At 46.4% G+C, this 13,191-nt stretch carries 15 protein-coding genes and 2 pseudogenes; 15 read left to right on the top strand and 2 right to left on the bottom strand.

Features of this window, described 5'->3' with window-relative positions:
* The first annotated feature begins 183 nt into the window (after nt 1-183).
* Together ABMY41_RS20070 and tnpA are read left to right on the top strand one after the other, a co-directional pair.
* Nucleotides 184-453, top strand: a complete 270-nt coding sequence (locus ABMY41_RS20070) for a hypothetical protein (RefSeq protein WP_349276047.1) — start codon at nt 184-186, stop codon at nt 451-453.
* Between the two features lie 816 nt (nt 454-1,269).
* A pseudogene (tnpA, locus tag ABMY41_RS20065) lies at nt 1,270-1,488 on the top strand (IS200/IS605 family transposase); the annotation flags it as partial.
* A 261-nt stretch (nt 1,489-1,749) separates the two neighbouring features.
* Here tnpA and ABMY41_RS20060 read toward each other — a convergent pair.
* Nucleotides 1,750-2,352, bottom strand: a complete 603-nt coding sequence (locus ABMY41_RS20060; protein WP_250659763.1) for a hypothetical protein — start codon at nt 2,350-2,352, stop codon at nt 1,750-1,752.
* 367 nt (nt 2,353-2,719) lie between these two features.
* On the opposite strand from ABMY41_RS20060, the gene ABMY41_RS20055 reads away from it, so the two are divergent.
* From ABMY41_RS20055 to ABMY41_RS19995, 13 genes are all read left to right on the top strand, one after another.
* A complete protein-coding gene (locus tag ABMY41_RS20055) occupies nt 2,720-3,046 on the top strand; it encodes a plasmid-related protein (protein WP_250661364.1) in 327 nt (108 codons plus the stop codon).
* Between the two features lie 15 nt (nt 3,047-3,061).
* Nucleotides 3,062-3,481, top strand: a complete 420-nt coding sequence (ssb, locus tag ABMY41_RS20050; protein ID WP_349276045.1) for a single-stranded DNA-binding protein — start codon at nt 3,062-3,064, stop codon at nt 3,479-3,481.
* A gap of 78 nt (nt 3,482-3,559) precedes the next feature.
* On the top strand, nt 3,560-4,378 hold the full coding sequence (bet, locus tag ABMY41_RS20045) for a phage recombination protein Bet (protein WP_349276049.1): 819 nt from the start codon (nt 3,560-3,562) through the stop codon (nt 4,376-4,378).
* An 81-nt stretch (nt 4,379-4,459) separates the two neighbouring features.
* A complete protein-coding gene (locus ABMY41_RS20040) occupies nt 4,460-4,603 on the top strand; it encodes a hypothetical protein (RefSeq protein ID WP_015066581.1) in 144 nt (47 codons plus the stop codon).
* 60 nt (nt 4,604-4,663) lie between these two features.
* Entirely contained in the window at nt 4,664-5,680 is a 1,017-nt protein-coding gene (locus ABMY41_RS20035) for a lambda-exonuclease family protein (RefSeq protein WP_349276043.1), read from the top strand.
* Nucleotides 5,681-5,889: 209 nt separating this feature from the next.
* Nucleotides 5,890-6,849, top strand: coding sequence for an AAA family ATPase (locus tag ABMY41_RS20030; RefSeq protein WP_349276041.1), 960 nt, complete (start codon nt 5,890-5,892; stop codon nt 6,847-6,849).
* Nucleotides 6,849-7,616 (top strand): hypothetical protein, encoded by a 768-nt coding sequence (locus ABMY41_RS20025; RefSeq protein ID WP_250661359.1) that lies wholly within the window; start codon nt 6,849-6,851, stop codon nt 7,614-7,616. Before ABMY41_RS20030 ends, ABMY41_RS20025 begins: the two co-directional genes overlap by 1 nt.
* 98 nt (nt 7,617-7,714) lie before the next feature.
* Nucleotides 7,715-8,668 (top strand): DUF3150 domain-containing protein, encoded by a 954-nt coding sequence (locus tag ABMY41_RS20020; protein ID WP_053426188.1) that lies wholly within the window; start codon nt 7,715-7,717, stop codon nt 8,666-8,668.
* 61 nt (nt 8,669-8,729) lie between these two features.
* Nucleotides 8,730-9,170: a hypothetical protein gene (locus ABMY41_RS20015; protein ID WP_349276038.1), complete on the top strand. Its 441-nt coding sequence runs from the start codon at nt 8,730-8,732 to the stop codon at nt 9,168-9,170.
* Between the two features lie 69 nt (nt 9,171-9,239).
* Nucleotides 9,240-10,895: a VWA domain-containing protein gene (locus ABMY41_RS20010; RefSeq protein ID WP_349276036.1), complete on the top strand. Its 1,656-nt coding sequence runs from the start codon at nt 9,240-9,242 to the stop codon at nt 10,893-10,895.
* 83 nt (nt 10,896-10,978) lie between these two features.
* Entirely contained in the window at nt 10,979-11,476 is a 498-nt protein-coding gene (gene radC, locus ABMY41_RS20005) for a DNA repair protein RadC (protein ID WP_349276035.1), read from the top strand.
* A complete protein-coding gene (locus ABMY41_RS20000) occupies nt 11,476-11,817 on the top strand; it encodes a plasmid-related protein (RefSeq protein WP_349276033.1) in 342 nt (113 codons plus the stop codon). The genes radC and ABMY41_RS20000 overlap by 1 nt, the downstream gene beginning before the upstream one ends.
* A gap of 90 nt (nt 11,818-11,907) precedes the next feature.
* Nucleotides 11,908-12,975, top strand: a complete 1,068-nt coding sequence (locus tag ABMY41_RS19995; RefSeq protein ID WP_349276031.1) for a primase-helicase zinc-binding domain-containing protein — start codon at nt 11,908-11,910, stop codon at nt 12,973-12,975.
* A 26-nt stretch (nt 12,976-13,001) separates the two neighbouring features.
* Here the strand turns inward: ABMY41_RS19995 and ABMY41_RS19990 are convergent.
* Nucleotides 13,002-13,191, bottom strand: a pseudogene (locus tag ABMY41_RS19990) (IS4 family transposase); the annotation flags it as partial.

The raw sequence follows: 13,191 nt of genomic DNA, 5'->3' as shown, positions 1-13,191 counted from the left end.
TCTTCCACAAGTTCAAGGTGGCTAAATAACGACATAATTAACAAGTAGATAGTGACAATGTGGGCGTTATTAGATCAGAAAAGAGGCGGATGTTAAAGCCTTTTTACAAAGTGCGATCCCGCCGTGGTGGTTAGGTAGGCTGGTTTAAACCTACTTTGCTAGTTCAGTTGAACTAGCGGTTAGTTGGCTAAACAGCCAAAGGGGTTTTATCGCCGAAGCGACTTTTTATTTGCCGAAGCAAAAAGGGGGTTTTATCGCCGAAGCGACTTTTTATTTGCCGAAGCAAAAAGGGGGTTTTATCGCCGAAGCGACTTTTTATTTGCCGAAGCAAAAAAGGGGTTTTATCGCCGAAGCGACTTTTTATTTGCCGAAGCAAAAAGATTTTTTATCGCCTTTGCGATAACGGTTTTTTATCGCCTTTGCGATAATGGTTTTTTATCGCCTTTGCGATAATGGTTCTCTTTCACCGAAGCGAATTCTTTACCAAAGTAAAAAGGTTTTTGTCGTTGAAGATAGTTTTCACCTTAGCGACGTATGTAACTTATAACAGCTATAATATTTTTTCAACATTAGCGTTAGTCTAATTTTTAGATTTTTAGATCCCGCTTTAGTATTACTGAAGTTTGGCTTTTAAAAAGCTTGATAACTTTTGCGTAAATTAAATATGTACTTTCACAACTAGTTAATAGTTTACTAAATAGTACCTACGAAAGATTGGAGCATAAATATAAGATGGTGCAACACTCACATCACTTAACTTAGTTCAGTGTATTTGAGGTAAAACCGGTTTGTTACTATCTGCCTTTTCTCCGTAAATTTTAACACGTAAATTTTAGATAGTCTAAAAATATTAGTACCCATTCATCTGAACGAACTTTGAATTTCCACACTTTTCCAGGCTTCTATACCTCTTAAGCTTTTCAAACCTTTTATCTGAAGCTATAAATAGCACTGATAACGTATAAAAATAGCTCTCGTAAACCCCTATTTACGATAGCTATTATTATGTTAAGTAGGTGGTTAGGTTGCATTGGTCATGAAATAAACAGAAATATTGACTTGTATCTAGCGTCAATTAATTTGGCTGGTTTAAAGGTTCTCTCATTAGAACTCACACACATACAAAACTGGAAAAGTTAAACAATAGAAATTCTATAGATAGCCTCCATTAAAAATGGGGGGATTACCTCTGCATTCAGCGAATAATGATCTATCGCCTGTAGAGTTTGAGAATTATCAAATTAAAGTGTCCAGTTTTAGTTGACCAGAACAGTCTCGAAACTAATGGGTGCTTTAAAGGGAAAAATAGCGTTAAAGCTATTTAGCAAATATCCATACTTAAGGAAAAACAAGTTATGGGGAAACCATTTTTGGCAGAGAGGGTACTTCGTAGATACAGTAGGGATAAATGAAGAAATAATAAGACGGTATGTCAGGCACCAAGAAAAGGAAGAGGTGCAAGAGCAGGCGCAGTTAACACTGCAGTAAACAACGCCCCCTTCTAGGGGGCTAATGCAAAGCCACCTTCTTTAGAAGGTGGATCTTTTACTCATTTTTTCTCATCTGTAACACCCTAAAAGGAATTAATGCTTAGTAAAGTGAAATACTAAGCCATGATTTTGACAAGAATATAAGAAAAAAGGGGCCTGTACAACTTCAGTAAATCGCCGAAAACAGCCACTCTTTGATAAAAGGGGACCTCGAAAAACCTCCCTCACATCACCGGCTGTGTGATGGGAGCCTAGCTGGCTAGTTGGAGGGAGAATATGTTTCCTCTTCAGTTATATCGTCATCGGTTGAAGGCACCGCTTGCTCAACTTCTGCTTCTTTACCCTTAGCTTGAGCTGATTTTCGTGCTCGAATTTCGATATCAATAATGCGTCGAGCCAGTTTGATGATGCGCTGTTGCCATGCGTAGTTGCCATCAACACGTTGCTTGTTGCTAAGCACGCTAGATAACCAGAGTGTGTCCATTGAGATCATCAACGCATCGAGTTTGCGAACTAAGCCGACAAACTGGCCAACCTGGGGCGAACTTATTTTTGCGTTGAAGTTTATCGGGTCTGTGTAGTCAGGTACTTCATCGATGCCGTTGGACTCCATCAGTTTGTCCAAACGAGCTTGTTCGTTGTCTACCGCCTTAGCGCAATCCTCGATCAACTGGCTAATTATTTGTTCCACTTCATCAATTTCGTTCTCATCGCCAATGATGCGCAAAATGACATCGATTCCATAAAGCGCACTGACCGTCCGTCTAAAAACACGGTCAACGACACGTTGCGCCTGTAAGCTGTTAATTGTGAATGATTGTTCAAAGATGGGTTTTGAGTAATTGGGTTTTGCTTGGGCCATAAGTTTGCTCCTGATATGACAATAATCAGTCCCTAGACTAATCCTCTGTGAGGTAATGGCCTTTCAGCTAGGTGGAAGAATTGAGCATCTTTCTAACTATCCTGTCTGGATAAGACGGTTACACTGACTATCAAATATTGCTGATCTGTTTCAGTGATATCTGCGCCTGAGAGCATGAGTTCAAAGGAAGCCCGCTGCTGAGTTTTCTCAGTGGTACTAAGAGGTAGCTAGCCTCCTTAAACAAATAGCCTGCATGTTTTTACATGCTCAACCATGCGTTCCTTGCGGTTCGCCTTTTCACCACCCAACTGGGGGAGTTTTCCCCAGTTGAGGGTGACTCCTTCACAACCTAATTAAGGAGTCACCAATGGAATATATCTTCGGATTTATTATCCAAATCGCAGGCATTATGTTGCTTGCAAAGCTGAGCTTGTCGCTTTTGCGATTGCTTGCTCGTCAAAGCGTGCGACCGTATCGATTTGTACTTATTCAAATCAAGCGTTCGCTCACACCAACACCAAAACGTCGTCCAATGGCAGTGCCTAAAGCTCCTGGTATGCCCCGTTTGACATCTGCGTTTTACAAAGAGCCACATCAGTACGATATGGCTTTACTCGAAATACCAACCTATCTGCGCCGTCAGCCTTCTTTGCCCAGCCGGGCAGAAACGACTGTGTGCACAGAGTTCAACTAAGACGAGGAGAACATCATGAAAAACCAAGTAACACTCATAGGCTACGTTGGCGCTGAGCCAGAGACGCGAGCCTATCCATCAGGTGATTTAGTGACCAGTATTTCACTGGCCACTTCTGAGAAATGGCGCGACCGTCAATCCAATGAGCTTAAAGAGCATACGGAATGGCATCGGGTCGTTTTTCGAGATCGTGGTGGATTTAAGTTAGGGCTAAGGGCAAAAGATTTAATCCAAAAAGGAGCGAAGCTTTTTGTACAAGGGCCTCAGCGCACGCGCTCATGGGAGAAAGATGGTATTAAGCATCGATTGACCGAAGTGGACGCGGACGAGTTTCTGCTTCTTGATAGTGTGAACAAAGCATCTGAGCCATCAGCGGCGGATGATGCGAGCTCCCAAACTAATTGGGCACAAACTTATCCTGAACCAGATTTTTAACCGAGCAAAACCCTTTAACCCAGCCGGGAGTACTTTCCCGTCAGGGGCAGACTCCCACTTTGATTGTCGGAGTCCAAAATGGAAAAACCAAAGCTAATCCAACGCTTTGCTGAGCGCTTTAGTGTCGATCCAAACAAACTGTTCGATACCCTAAAAGCAACAGCATTCAAGCAACGTGACGGTAGTGCACCGACAAATGAGCAGATGATGGCGCTCTTGGTGGTTGCAGATCAGTACGGCTTGAACCCTTTCACCAAAGAGATTTTTGCGTTCCCTGATAAACAAGCTGGAATTATTCCAGTGGTAGGTGTCGATGGATGGTCTCGCATCATCAATCAACACGACCAGTTTGATGGCATGGAGTTTAAGACTTCAGAAAACAAAGTCTCACTGGATGGCGCGAAAGAATGCCCAGAATGGATGGAATGCATCATCTATCGGCGCGACCGTTCGCACCCAGTCAAAATCACTGAGTATCTGGATGAAGTCTATCGACCGCCTTTTGAAGGTAACGGCAAAAATGGCCCTTACCGTGTAGATGGTCCATGGCAGACGCACACTAAGCGAATGCTAAGACATAAATCCATGATCCAGTGTTCCCGCATTGCGTTTGGCTTTGTGGGAATTTTCGATCAAGACGAAGCGGAGCGAATTATCGAAGGCCAAGCAACACACGTTGTTGAGCCATCAGTGATTCCACCCGAGCAAGTTGATGATCGAACCCGAGGGCTTGTTTACAAGCTTATCGAGCGGGCAGAAGCTTCAAACGCTTGGAATAGTGCATTGGAATATGCCAATGAACATTTTCAGGGTGTTGAACTGACGTATGCGAAACAAGAAATATTTAATGCACAGCAACAAGCAGCCAAAGCGCTCACACAGCCTTTAGCTTCTTAGTGCCACGCATTCATTTTACTAACCCTGGCGGGATTATTCTCCCGTCAGGGGGAAGGTCTCGTCTTTTTTTGGAGATCTTCCATGACTAAATCAGCCTCACTTTTTCGCTTGGTATTGGTTGTTGCCCTTGTCTTAGGTTCGATTCAAGCCGGTAAAGCGGCAATTGATTCGGTTCAAGCAAGTGTTGTTCAGCACCAAACAGCGTTAGCACAAGCTGCAAAGTAACCACTTAACCCTGAAGGGGAGTTCTCTCCTTCGGGGGAGTCTCCCCTCAAAGGAGGCAATATGAAGGTTATCGACCTATCACAGCGTACTCCTGCATGGCACCAGTGGCGCATTGCAGGGGTTACGGCATCTGAAGCCCCAATTATTATGGGGCGTTCACCCTACAAAACACCTTGGCGATTATGGGCAGAAAAAACCGGATTCGTATTACCGGAAGACCTGTCGAATAATCCAAATGTGCTTCGCGGTATAAGGTTGGAGCCTCAAGCAAGGCGAGCATTTGAGAATGCGCATAATGACTTTCTTCTGCCGTTATGTGCAGAAGCCGATCATAACGCAATCTTTCGAGCCAGCTTTGATGGCATCAACGATGCGGGCGAACCCGTTGAACTGAAATGTCCTTGCCAGTCAGTTTTTGAGGATGTGCAAGCTCACCGAGAACAAAGCGAGGCGTACCAGTTGTATTGGGTGCAAGTACAGCATCAAATACTGGTCGCCAATAGCACGCGAGGTTGGTTGGTTTTCTATTTTGAGGATCAACTGATTGAGTTTGAAATACAACGAGACGCGGCGTTCTTAACTGAGTTGCAAGAAACAGCGCTTCAGTTTTGGGAGTTAGTACAGACCAAAAAAGAACCGTCAAAATGCCCTGAGCAAGATTGTTTTGTTCCCAAGGGTGAAGCCCAATACCGTTGGACATCGCTGTCTCGACGGTATTGCTCAGCACATGCCGAAGTGGTCCGACTGGAAAATCACATTAAATCTTTGAAAGAGGAAATGCGAGACGCCCAGTCAAAATTGGTCGCCATGATGGGTAACTACGCTCATGCCGACTATGCTGGGGTCAAACTCAGCCGCTACATGATGGCGGGCACGGTGGACTATAAGCAATTGGCCACCGATAAGTTAGGCGAGCTGGATGAACAGGTTTTAGCCGCTTACCGAAAAGCGCCACAAGAGCGGTTGCGTATCAGCACCAATAAGCCAGATCAGCCCGTTGAAACACCAATCAAAATCAGCTTTGAGCAAGAGAGCTTGGTTCTGCCAGGTGACTCGCCGAGCTCATTTTACTTTTAACGTTCACTTGGAGCCAATTTCGGCTCCTTTCTCATGCGCTTATATGGAGTGCATCAGAAAGCAGTTTCACTCGTAGCCAATGCTGGGTACGAATGATAGAGCGAGCTGAACTCTTACATACACAGCCATACCACAATCAACACACCACCCGACGGGGACTTCATTCCCTGTTGGGGCATGGGGCCTCGTTAAAACTAATGAGGTTTACCATGACAGAACAATCCCCATTTTTGGTTCAAGTGAATCAAGCGTTTAATGTCCCGGCTCCTGATGCTTTCGTTCTGGAAGGATATGGTACCGACACTACCCATCCAAACATTCCCGTTCGCAAGGACGAGTATGTTTTTAGAAAAGAAGACTTACGTGACGTATTGGCGTTCTTGTCTAACCCAGACAGTGACGGTTTGTATATTACAGGCCCCACTGGATGCGGTAAGACCTCGCTAATTTGTCAAGTTGCTTCTCGATTGAATTGGCCTGTTCAGCAAATTACTGCGCACGGTCGATTGGAGTTGTCCGATCTTATCGGTCACCACACACTGGTTAATGGCAACATGACCTTTGTGTATGGACCGCTGGCACTGGCTGTCAAGCATGGCCATTTGTTGATCATTAATGAAATGGATCTTGCTGAGCCTGCTGAACTGGCTGGACTCAATGACATTTTGGAAGGTGCCCCGTTGGTCATCGCACAAAATGGCGGTGAGATCATCATGCCACATACCAAGTTTCGTTTTATCGCTACCGGCAACAGTGCGGGCAGCGGTGACCAAACGGGCTTGTATCAAGGTGTTCTTCAACAGAATTTGGCTTTTCTTGATCGCTTTAGAATCATTGAAGCGACCTATGCAGAGCCATCTGTAGAGGAAGCCATTCTGGAGACCGTTGCGCCGGGCTTACCAGAAGTCTTTCGCCAAAAAATGGTGAAAGTGGCTGGTGACATTCGTCGTCTTTTTATTGGGGGCGCGGATGGCGGTGCAGAACTCAGTATCACCATGTCCACAAGGACCTTGGTGCGCTGGGCAAAGTTAACACTTGCTTTTAAAGGCGCTCCTAACGCAGTGGAGTATGCACTGGTTCGGTCTTTGACGGCTCGTGCTGAATTGGAGCAACGTGAAGCCATTCACCGTATTGCCGCTGATGTCTTCGGTGATCACTGGGAGGATTGATGATGGAAAAGTGCTTTGCTCTTTACCGTTACAGTCATTCTGATGGGACAGCCAAAGAATGGGCCATTTACGTTGGATCAGATAACCAGGAGATTGAAGTTCGATTTGGAAAAGCAGGTCAACTGTCGCAGCAGCGATTGATTGATTCGACTGATCCTAACGCTGAAGCAGACCGACGAATCAATGAGAAAATCAACAAGGGTTATCGACTTGTTGGACAAGTCGGCATTGATCATCAAGGGCGGCCATTTGAACTCTCAAATGCGCTAGATAGCGTCGTGTGTGCCAATAACGTCAGTTGGGAGTTTCGTACTCGCAAGGACGTCAATGGCCAAATATCGCTGGCGCAAAAAGCGTTGTTCGATATGGCAAAGCTGCTTGAAGCCTATGGCTTGGCTGTGATTGATGATAACCAGGTCAGGATTGGAGAATGGTCATTAGGGTTTTGCAAAAGCGGATTACCTAGTACCAATCAAATCAGCATGGTGTCAGGTGAAGGCGCTGGCATTGTTAATACTGATGATGGCCCGTGGCCATTGTTGCTGTTACTGGCCTTTAAGCGTCAATTACCACCACTATGTTCGCTCACAGTAGCGAGTCCTGAAGGGATAGAAGTATCCGACCAACTGAAGTTGGAAAAAGATGTATTGCGGTTGCTAGGCAGTGATTTAGAGCGGGTTCGCCCGATAGCTGAAGCACTGGACTTAATGCCTGTGAAAATCGATCTCAACCAATCGTCGCCTGATTCGCAAAATTACTATTTCTGATAGTGGTATTGCCATTAGCGCGTCAACTACTTTCACCCAAACGGGGGCCATTGCTCCTGTTGGGAGTGGTGCGTCCCCATCTCGTATGAGGATGCACTATGAGTATTCAAACCCTCGACAAACTTTTGATTTGTCACATCGACTGTTCCATCTGGAGCGGTAGAAAAAAACTAAGGCCTGAAGATTTCAGATTAGCCAATGGCAGCCAACTTCCACCGAAGGATGTTGCCAGCTTAGGGAGTAAAAAAATTTGCGACCCTGAGGCATTGGCGAACTTTGAACGGCTTAAGAAAGAAGCGCAGCGCTTGTGTGAGCAAGTCGGTGTGCGGTTTTTAGGTGGCTATGCCGTCCCTGAAGACCGAATTGATCAGATTGTTCCAGAGCTTGACCGGATCGGTCAGGAGTTTGCGCAGTGCAAGCAGTTGTTCTTGGACAACTATGATCAGGTGACGTTTGACTGGGTTGCAAAACACCCGGAATTTGCAGATGCAATCCGACGTGCATTATCACCCATCGAAGACGTGGAACAACGGCTTCAGTTCGATTATGCCATCTATCGAATGCAACCGGCTGACCAAGCTGGTGGCTTAGATGACAAGGTCAATGGCATGGGACACACCCTCTTTAGGGAGGTGGCTCGTGATGCCAACGAACTGTTTGAGCGTTCCGTTGCAGGTAAGAATCAAATCAGCCAGCGAGCCCTTAATCCTCTCAAACGGTTAAGAGACAAGTTGGATGGTTTGTCCTTCCTGGATCATCGAGTTCAGCCAATGGTTGAAGCGATGGACAATTTATTTGTTCGTCTGCCGAAGACCGGCCCTGTGACAGATAATCTCTATCACGAACTGATGGCGACCATTTTAATTTTGTCTGATCCAGACAAGATGAGAATGCACGGTGAAGGTCAATTGGATATCAGACAACTGATGCCCAAACCTGAACCTAAACCCGCACAGCCAGTATCTGCTCAAGCAGATAACTTACGTGCAATACCCCAACCAACCGTCAGACCAAACCTTGGTTCGACTGTACCAAACTCATTTTATTTCTAACGTCCTTGAGGGCATGTTGCCCTGAAGGGCGCATGTCCTCTGAACTATGTAAGAGGAAATTATGCAATCAACCATCCATAACCCCAGCCAACTGAACCAGTTTGAAGCACATTTTAGTGGTGTGACTGATGCGGTTGAAAGTGAATCGATACCAGAAGTGGTGTGTTGTCGAACGTTAGTACAACGGTCGTACCCAACACATAGTGTCGTAATCCCCAAGAACCCTTTGCTGATCGCAGATGCGGACGCACATGGAGCTTGGGTAACGGCCATGGTATTTGTTCCAAACATGGTATTGCAGCAAACCGCTTATGAGCGGGCCTGGCTGCAATATCAACACGAGGTGTCTACTCAGTTACAAGACCAGTACGGTCTGACATTGGATGACATCCTGAGTTTAGACCAGCTTAAAACGTCATTTGAGCAGCACGAGAGTCCAGCCCAATTGGTGGCTTGGTTAGGTCAAAAATACGACCTGGATAAGCTAAAAGCACAGGTTTAAACACTTACATTCCCAGCGGGGAAACGCTCCCGCTGAGGGAGTATTCCCCCTAATGATTAGGAGACTCCCATGAATCATCCATTAAAAAACGCATTGCCAATCGTTGCCGCCGCTTATGGCGAAAAGTTTGGTGTGAAGGTGCTTATTCAAGGACAAGATGCGTTTACCGATGGTGAGCGGATTGTGATCCCAACAGCAAACCCAGACGACCCACACTATCAACAGATAGCTTGGGGTTATCTGGCTCATGAAGCGGCGCATATTCGGCATACCAATTTTGACATGGTGCAGAAGGCGTCGTCCAAGCCGATCCGTAAAGCACTTCTCAATATCATTGAGGACGTTCGCATTGAAAACGAATTGGCAAAGGATTACCCCGGAATCCGGCGCAGTATTTCGCAAGTGATTGAGTACATGGTGGGCACACAGCAAATGTGTGTACCTGAACAGCCTGAGCCTGCATCTAACTTGCAAGCATGGTTGTTGTTTCGCTTGAGATGCCATTTTCTGGGTCAGGAATCGCTGACGCCTTTGTATCAAGCTGTTGATGAAAGAGTGAGACAACTCTTTCCTGCCGCAGCGATGAGCCGGTTAAGCGCCATGCTGACAGCAGTGCCTAGCTTAGGCTCTACAGGTGAAGTGCTGAAACTTGTCGATGCCATTGTTGCCATGTTGGAGGAAGAATCTCGTCCACCACAGGATGAGTCGGATGCTGATAGCGGTAATGACATTGGACAAGATGCGAGTAATGACAGCAATAACAGTAGTGGTAGTCAAACCCCGGAAACAGACTCGTCTGCAACAGGGGATGCTGCTGAAACCGGGGATTCAGATAACTCTGATCAAGCTGACAATTTGCGACAAGCCTTAGAGGCCAGTGCCGCTCAGTTTGAACCCGATACCTTTGCACAAGTGGCAGAAGTGTTGTCGGAACAAGCTGAAGGACATCAGGGCGTCACTCCACTCAGTTTGCCCCAAGCAGAGCAAGCTATGTTGGGTGATGAGGACATTTTGACTTTATCGGCTTCCGAGTCCGCTCAAATTCGAGCCCGACTTAGGGGCATGGTTCAGTCCAGTCAGGACAGTCGGAATCATGCCAAACGGCACGGTCTTCGAGTGGCAACCCATCGTCTTGCCGCTTCCCAAGCAGGTGAGTCGAGATTGTTTATTCAAAGGCAGCCTCGCATTGCGCCCAATGCTGCTGTGCACTTGCTTGTCGATATATCGGGCTCAATGGGTAAACCCATTGGCGAAGGTAATCGCAAGTACTTTCATGTTGCCAATGAAGCTGCTTTGGCTTTGGCCATGGCATTGGAAGGTATACCCGGTGTTGTACCTGCGGTCAGTTATTTTCCAGGTATTCATCAGGAAGTATCTATCGCGTTATTGCCCAAGCAATCGCTTCGACATCGGGCCGCGTGTTTTGACCAAAAACCACGAGGTTGTACGCCTATGGCACAAGCTATGTGGTTTGCGGCAAACAGTTTGTTAGCGCAAAAACAGAAGCGAAAGCTAATGATAGTGCTAACCGATGGTGACCCAGATGACTGGGCTGCTACGCATGACATTGTTGACCGTTGCAGACGAAGTGGCTTTGAGCTGCTGGGGATCGGGATTCAAACACGCAGTGTTGAGAAATTCTTTCCTCAAAGCATCGTGATTAACGACGTCAAAGATCTGAAGCGTGAGTTATTCGAAGTAACACAACAACTGTTAGTTCAGTAACCACATCAACTTTACCACCCTGCGGGGACGATTCCGTCCCCGTCAGGGTATGGGTTCGTCTCCGCTTTTTTTTGGAGACTCCTATGAAAAACAGAAAGTTCTTAGCTGGCGAAGAAGCCGGTACTTATATCGTTCCTGAGCAAGTGACCGAAGCGGATATCTTAGATATGGCGCTTAAGCTTGCCCGTGGTCGCTTGACTAAAGGTCGCAAAATTGAACAGCCATCATCGGCGTTCTCATACCTGCAAACACTGATGCACGAGTATGAGCACGAAGTCTTTGGCGTACTATTTCTTGATACAAAGCATCGCGTTATTCGATTTGAAGAGCTATTCAAAGGCACTTTAGATGCGGCGAGCGTGTATCCAAGGGAAGTAACAAAGCGTGCGCTAGAGCTTAATGCGGCAGCAGTGATACTGGTTCATAACCATCCATCGGGTGATCCTGAACCCAGTGAAGCTGATAAACGCATCACTCATCGACTCCGTGACGCCTTGTCACTTGTTGATGTTCGAACGCTTGACCATGTCGTGGTCGCATCCGAGGGCTGCGTTTCGCTTGCCGAACGCGGTTATCTTTGATGAATGGGCGCATTGCCCATTCTCCTTCATCACAAAAGCAGTCCTATCAACACACGTCATCACAGCTCGAATTTCTATTTGAGTTTGATGATGCCCCATTTACTTGGTCTGACACGGAAATCTGGCAGTTACGCGAAGGCATTCTATTGGATGCGATCCGCGTATTGCTGGACGGTCGTGTCAGTACTCGATTGCGAAAGGATGTGTTGTCGTGGATTCAAAATGACGAATTAACGCCATTTTGCTTTCGTGTTTGCGCAATGGCTGCGGTTGTCGATCCTGATGTGCTTCGTGATTCCATCATGTGGCTATTAAGACGACACGGTATCCAGCTTGACTAACGATCCTGTATTAACCGAACGGCTAATGCAGGACCCAAGCTGACTTTTACCACTAGTGGTAGGAGTCGGCATTTTACTTAAGGAGGTTATATGGCGTTACCTTTACAGATTGACACAGTAAGGCCATATCTTAATGGCCAATGGCTTCAGGTATTGGCGGCATTGGTGCCAGAACTTGATGCCGCTATTGCTCGAAAAGGCCGTCATGTGGCTTGTCCTGTTCATGGCGGTCGTGATGGCTTTAGGCTGTTCAAAGATGCTGAATATACCGGAGGTGGCGTTTGTAACACCTGCGGTATCTTTCATGATGGCTTTGAACTGTTGTCTTGGATTAATGGATGGAACTTTGCTCAGTCTATTGAAGCAATCGGCCAAGTTCTAGGTATTCAACCCGGACAAGTACCAACTCGGGCAGTACCGAGTAACGCTGTTGACTGGAAGACTAAAAAGCAGGACGAGGACAAAGCGATTATCCATCGCTTGAATCGAACCTGGGGAGAAACGTTATCCCTTGCAGATACTCGTGCGCAACCGGTTTGGAACTACTTGCATCGTCGTGGCATTGTTACGCGGCTTCGTCCTGAATGGGATTCGGTGCTGAGGATTCATCCAAACTTGCCTTACCATGATGAAGATGGTCTGTTTATCGATAGCTACCCAGCGCTGCTAGGTAAAATCGTTACTCAGCAAGGGCGTTCGGCCACGTTTCATCGGATCTACCTAAGTGAAAATGGATTCAAAGCGCCGGTTGAAAAGCCTAAAAAGATGATGCCGATACCAAGTGACAGAACAATCACTGGCGGTGCCATTCCGATTGGTGAGCCTGGTGAGGTACTAGGTGTTTCTGAAGGGATAGAGACAGCTTTAGCGGTTACCAGAGCAACGGGACAAACATGTTGGTCGGTTGTGAATGCAACGCTACTGGCTAGGTTTGAACCACCAAGTAATGTGAAAATGCTGTACATCTGGGCAGATCACGATCTCTCTGAGACCGGCCTGAATGCAGCGAATGAACTCAAGAAAAAAGCCTGGCAGAAAGGCGTTCTGACCCAAGTCCTGATCCCCCCGATACCAACGTCACTTGGCGTGAAAAGTTGGGATTGGAATGATGTGCTGAATGTTTACGGTGCCATGGGCTTTCCGAAAGTTCATATTTGATCCAAGGGGCTTCGGCCCAATGCCAGTCAGTTAAGCTGACTGGCATTTCTTTTTTTATGTGGGTACTTTGATGGCTTAGGCTTTATCGGTCTTGGGTATCGCCTATCTTCTCTTCTTGGTGGCAGTTTAAATAGTCTCAGCGTACCTAACAGATGCTCCCAGTGAATTGGAATATTACCGGGGCTCATAATTGATATTGATGAAAAGTATTGAATA

The sequence above is a fragment of the Pseudoalteromonas sp. BZA4 genome (assembly GCF_040104395.1).
Lineage (GTDB): Bacteria > Pseudomonadota > Gammaproteobacteria > Enterobacterales > Alteromonadaceae > Pseudoalteromonas.
The sequence above is the reverse complement of the archived record's forward strand: the minus strand, read 5'-3'. Positions and strand labels throughout refer to the sequence as shown.

Bases quoted from the DNA above. Each gene is read 5' to 3' on its own strand.
- ABMY41_RS20015 (WP_349276038.1), top strand. From the start codon at position 8,730: ATGCAATCAACCATCCATAACCCCAGCCAACTGAACCAGTTTGAAGCA.
- radC (WP_349276035.1), top strand. From the start codon at position 10,979: ATGAAAAACAGAAAGTTCTTAGCTGGCGAAGAAGCCGGTACTTATATC.
- ABMY41_RS20010 (WP_349276036.1), top strand. From the start codon at position 9,240: ATGAATCATCCATTAAAAAACGCATTGCCAATCGTTGCCGCCGCTTAT.
- ABMY41_RS20020 (WP_053426188.1), top strand. From the start codon at position 7,715: ATGAGTATTCAAACCCTCGACAAACTTTTGATTTGTCACATCGACTGT.
- ABMY41_RS19995 (WP_349276031.1), top strand. From the start codon at position 11,908: ATGGCGTTACCTTTACAGATTGACACAGTAAGGCCATATCTTAATGGC.
- bet (WP_349276049.1), top strand. From the start codon at position 3,560: ATGGAAAAACCAAAGCTAATCCAACGCTTTGCTGAGCGCTTTAGTGTC.
- ABMY41_RS20000 (WP_349276033.1), top strand. From the start codon at position 11,476: ATGAATGGGCGCATTGCCCATTCTCCTTCATCACAAAAGCAGTCCTAT.
- ABMY41_RS20035 (WP_349276043.1), top strand. From the start codon at position 4,664: ATGAAGGTTATCGACCTATCACAGCGTACTCCTGCATGGCACCAGTGG.
- ABMY41_RS20025 (WP_250661359.1), top strand. From the start codon at position 6,849: ATGATGGAAAAGTGCTTTGCTCTTTACCGTTACAGTCATTCTGATGGG.
- ABMY41_RS20055 (WP_250661364.1), top strand. From the start codon at position 2,720: ATGGAATATATCTTCGGATTTATTATCCAAATCGCAGGCATTATGTTG.
- ABMY41_RS20040 (WP_015066581.1), top strand. From the start codon at position 4,460: ATGACTAAATCAGCCTCACTTTTTCGCTTGGTATTGGTTGTTGCCCTT.
- ABMY41_RS20030 (WP_349276041.1), top strand. From the start codon at position 5,890: ATGACAGAACAATCCCCATTTTTGGTTCAAGTGAATCAAGCGTTTAAT.
- ABMY41_RS20060 (WP_250659763.1), bottom strand. From the start codon at position 2,352: ATGGCCCAAGCAAAACCCAATTACTCAAAACCCATCTTTGAACAATCA.
- ssb (WP_349276045.1), top strand. From the start codon at position 3,062: ATGAAAAACCAAGTAACACTCATAGGCTACGTTGGCGCTGAGCCAGAG.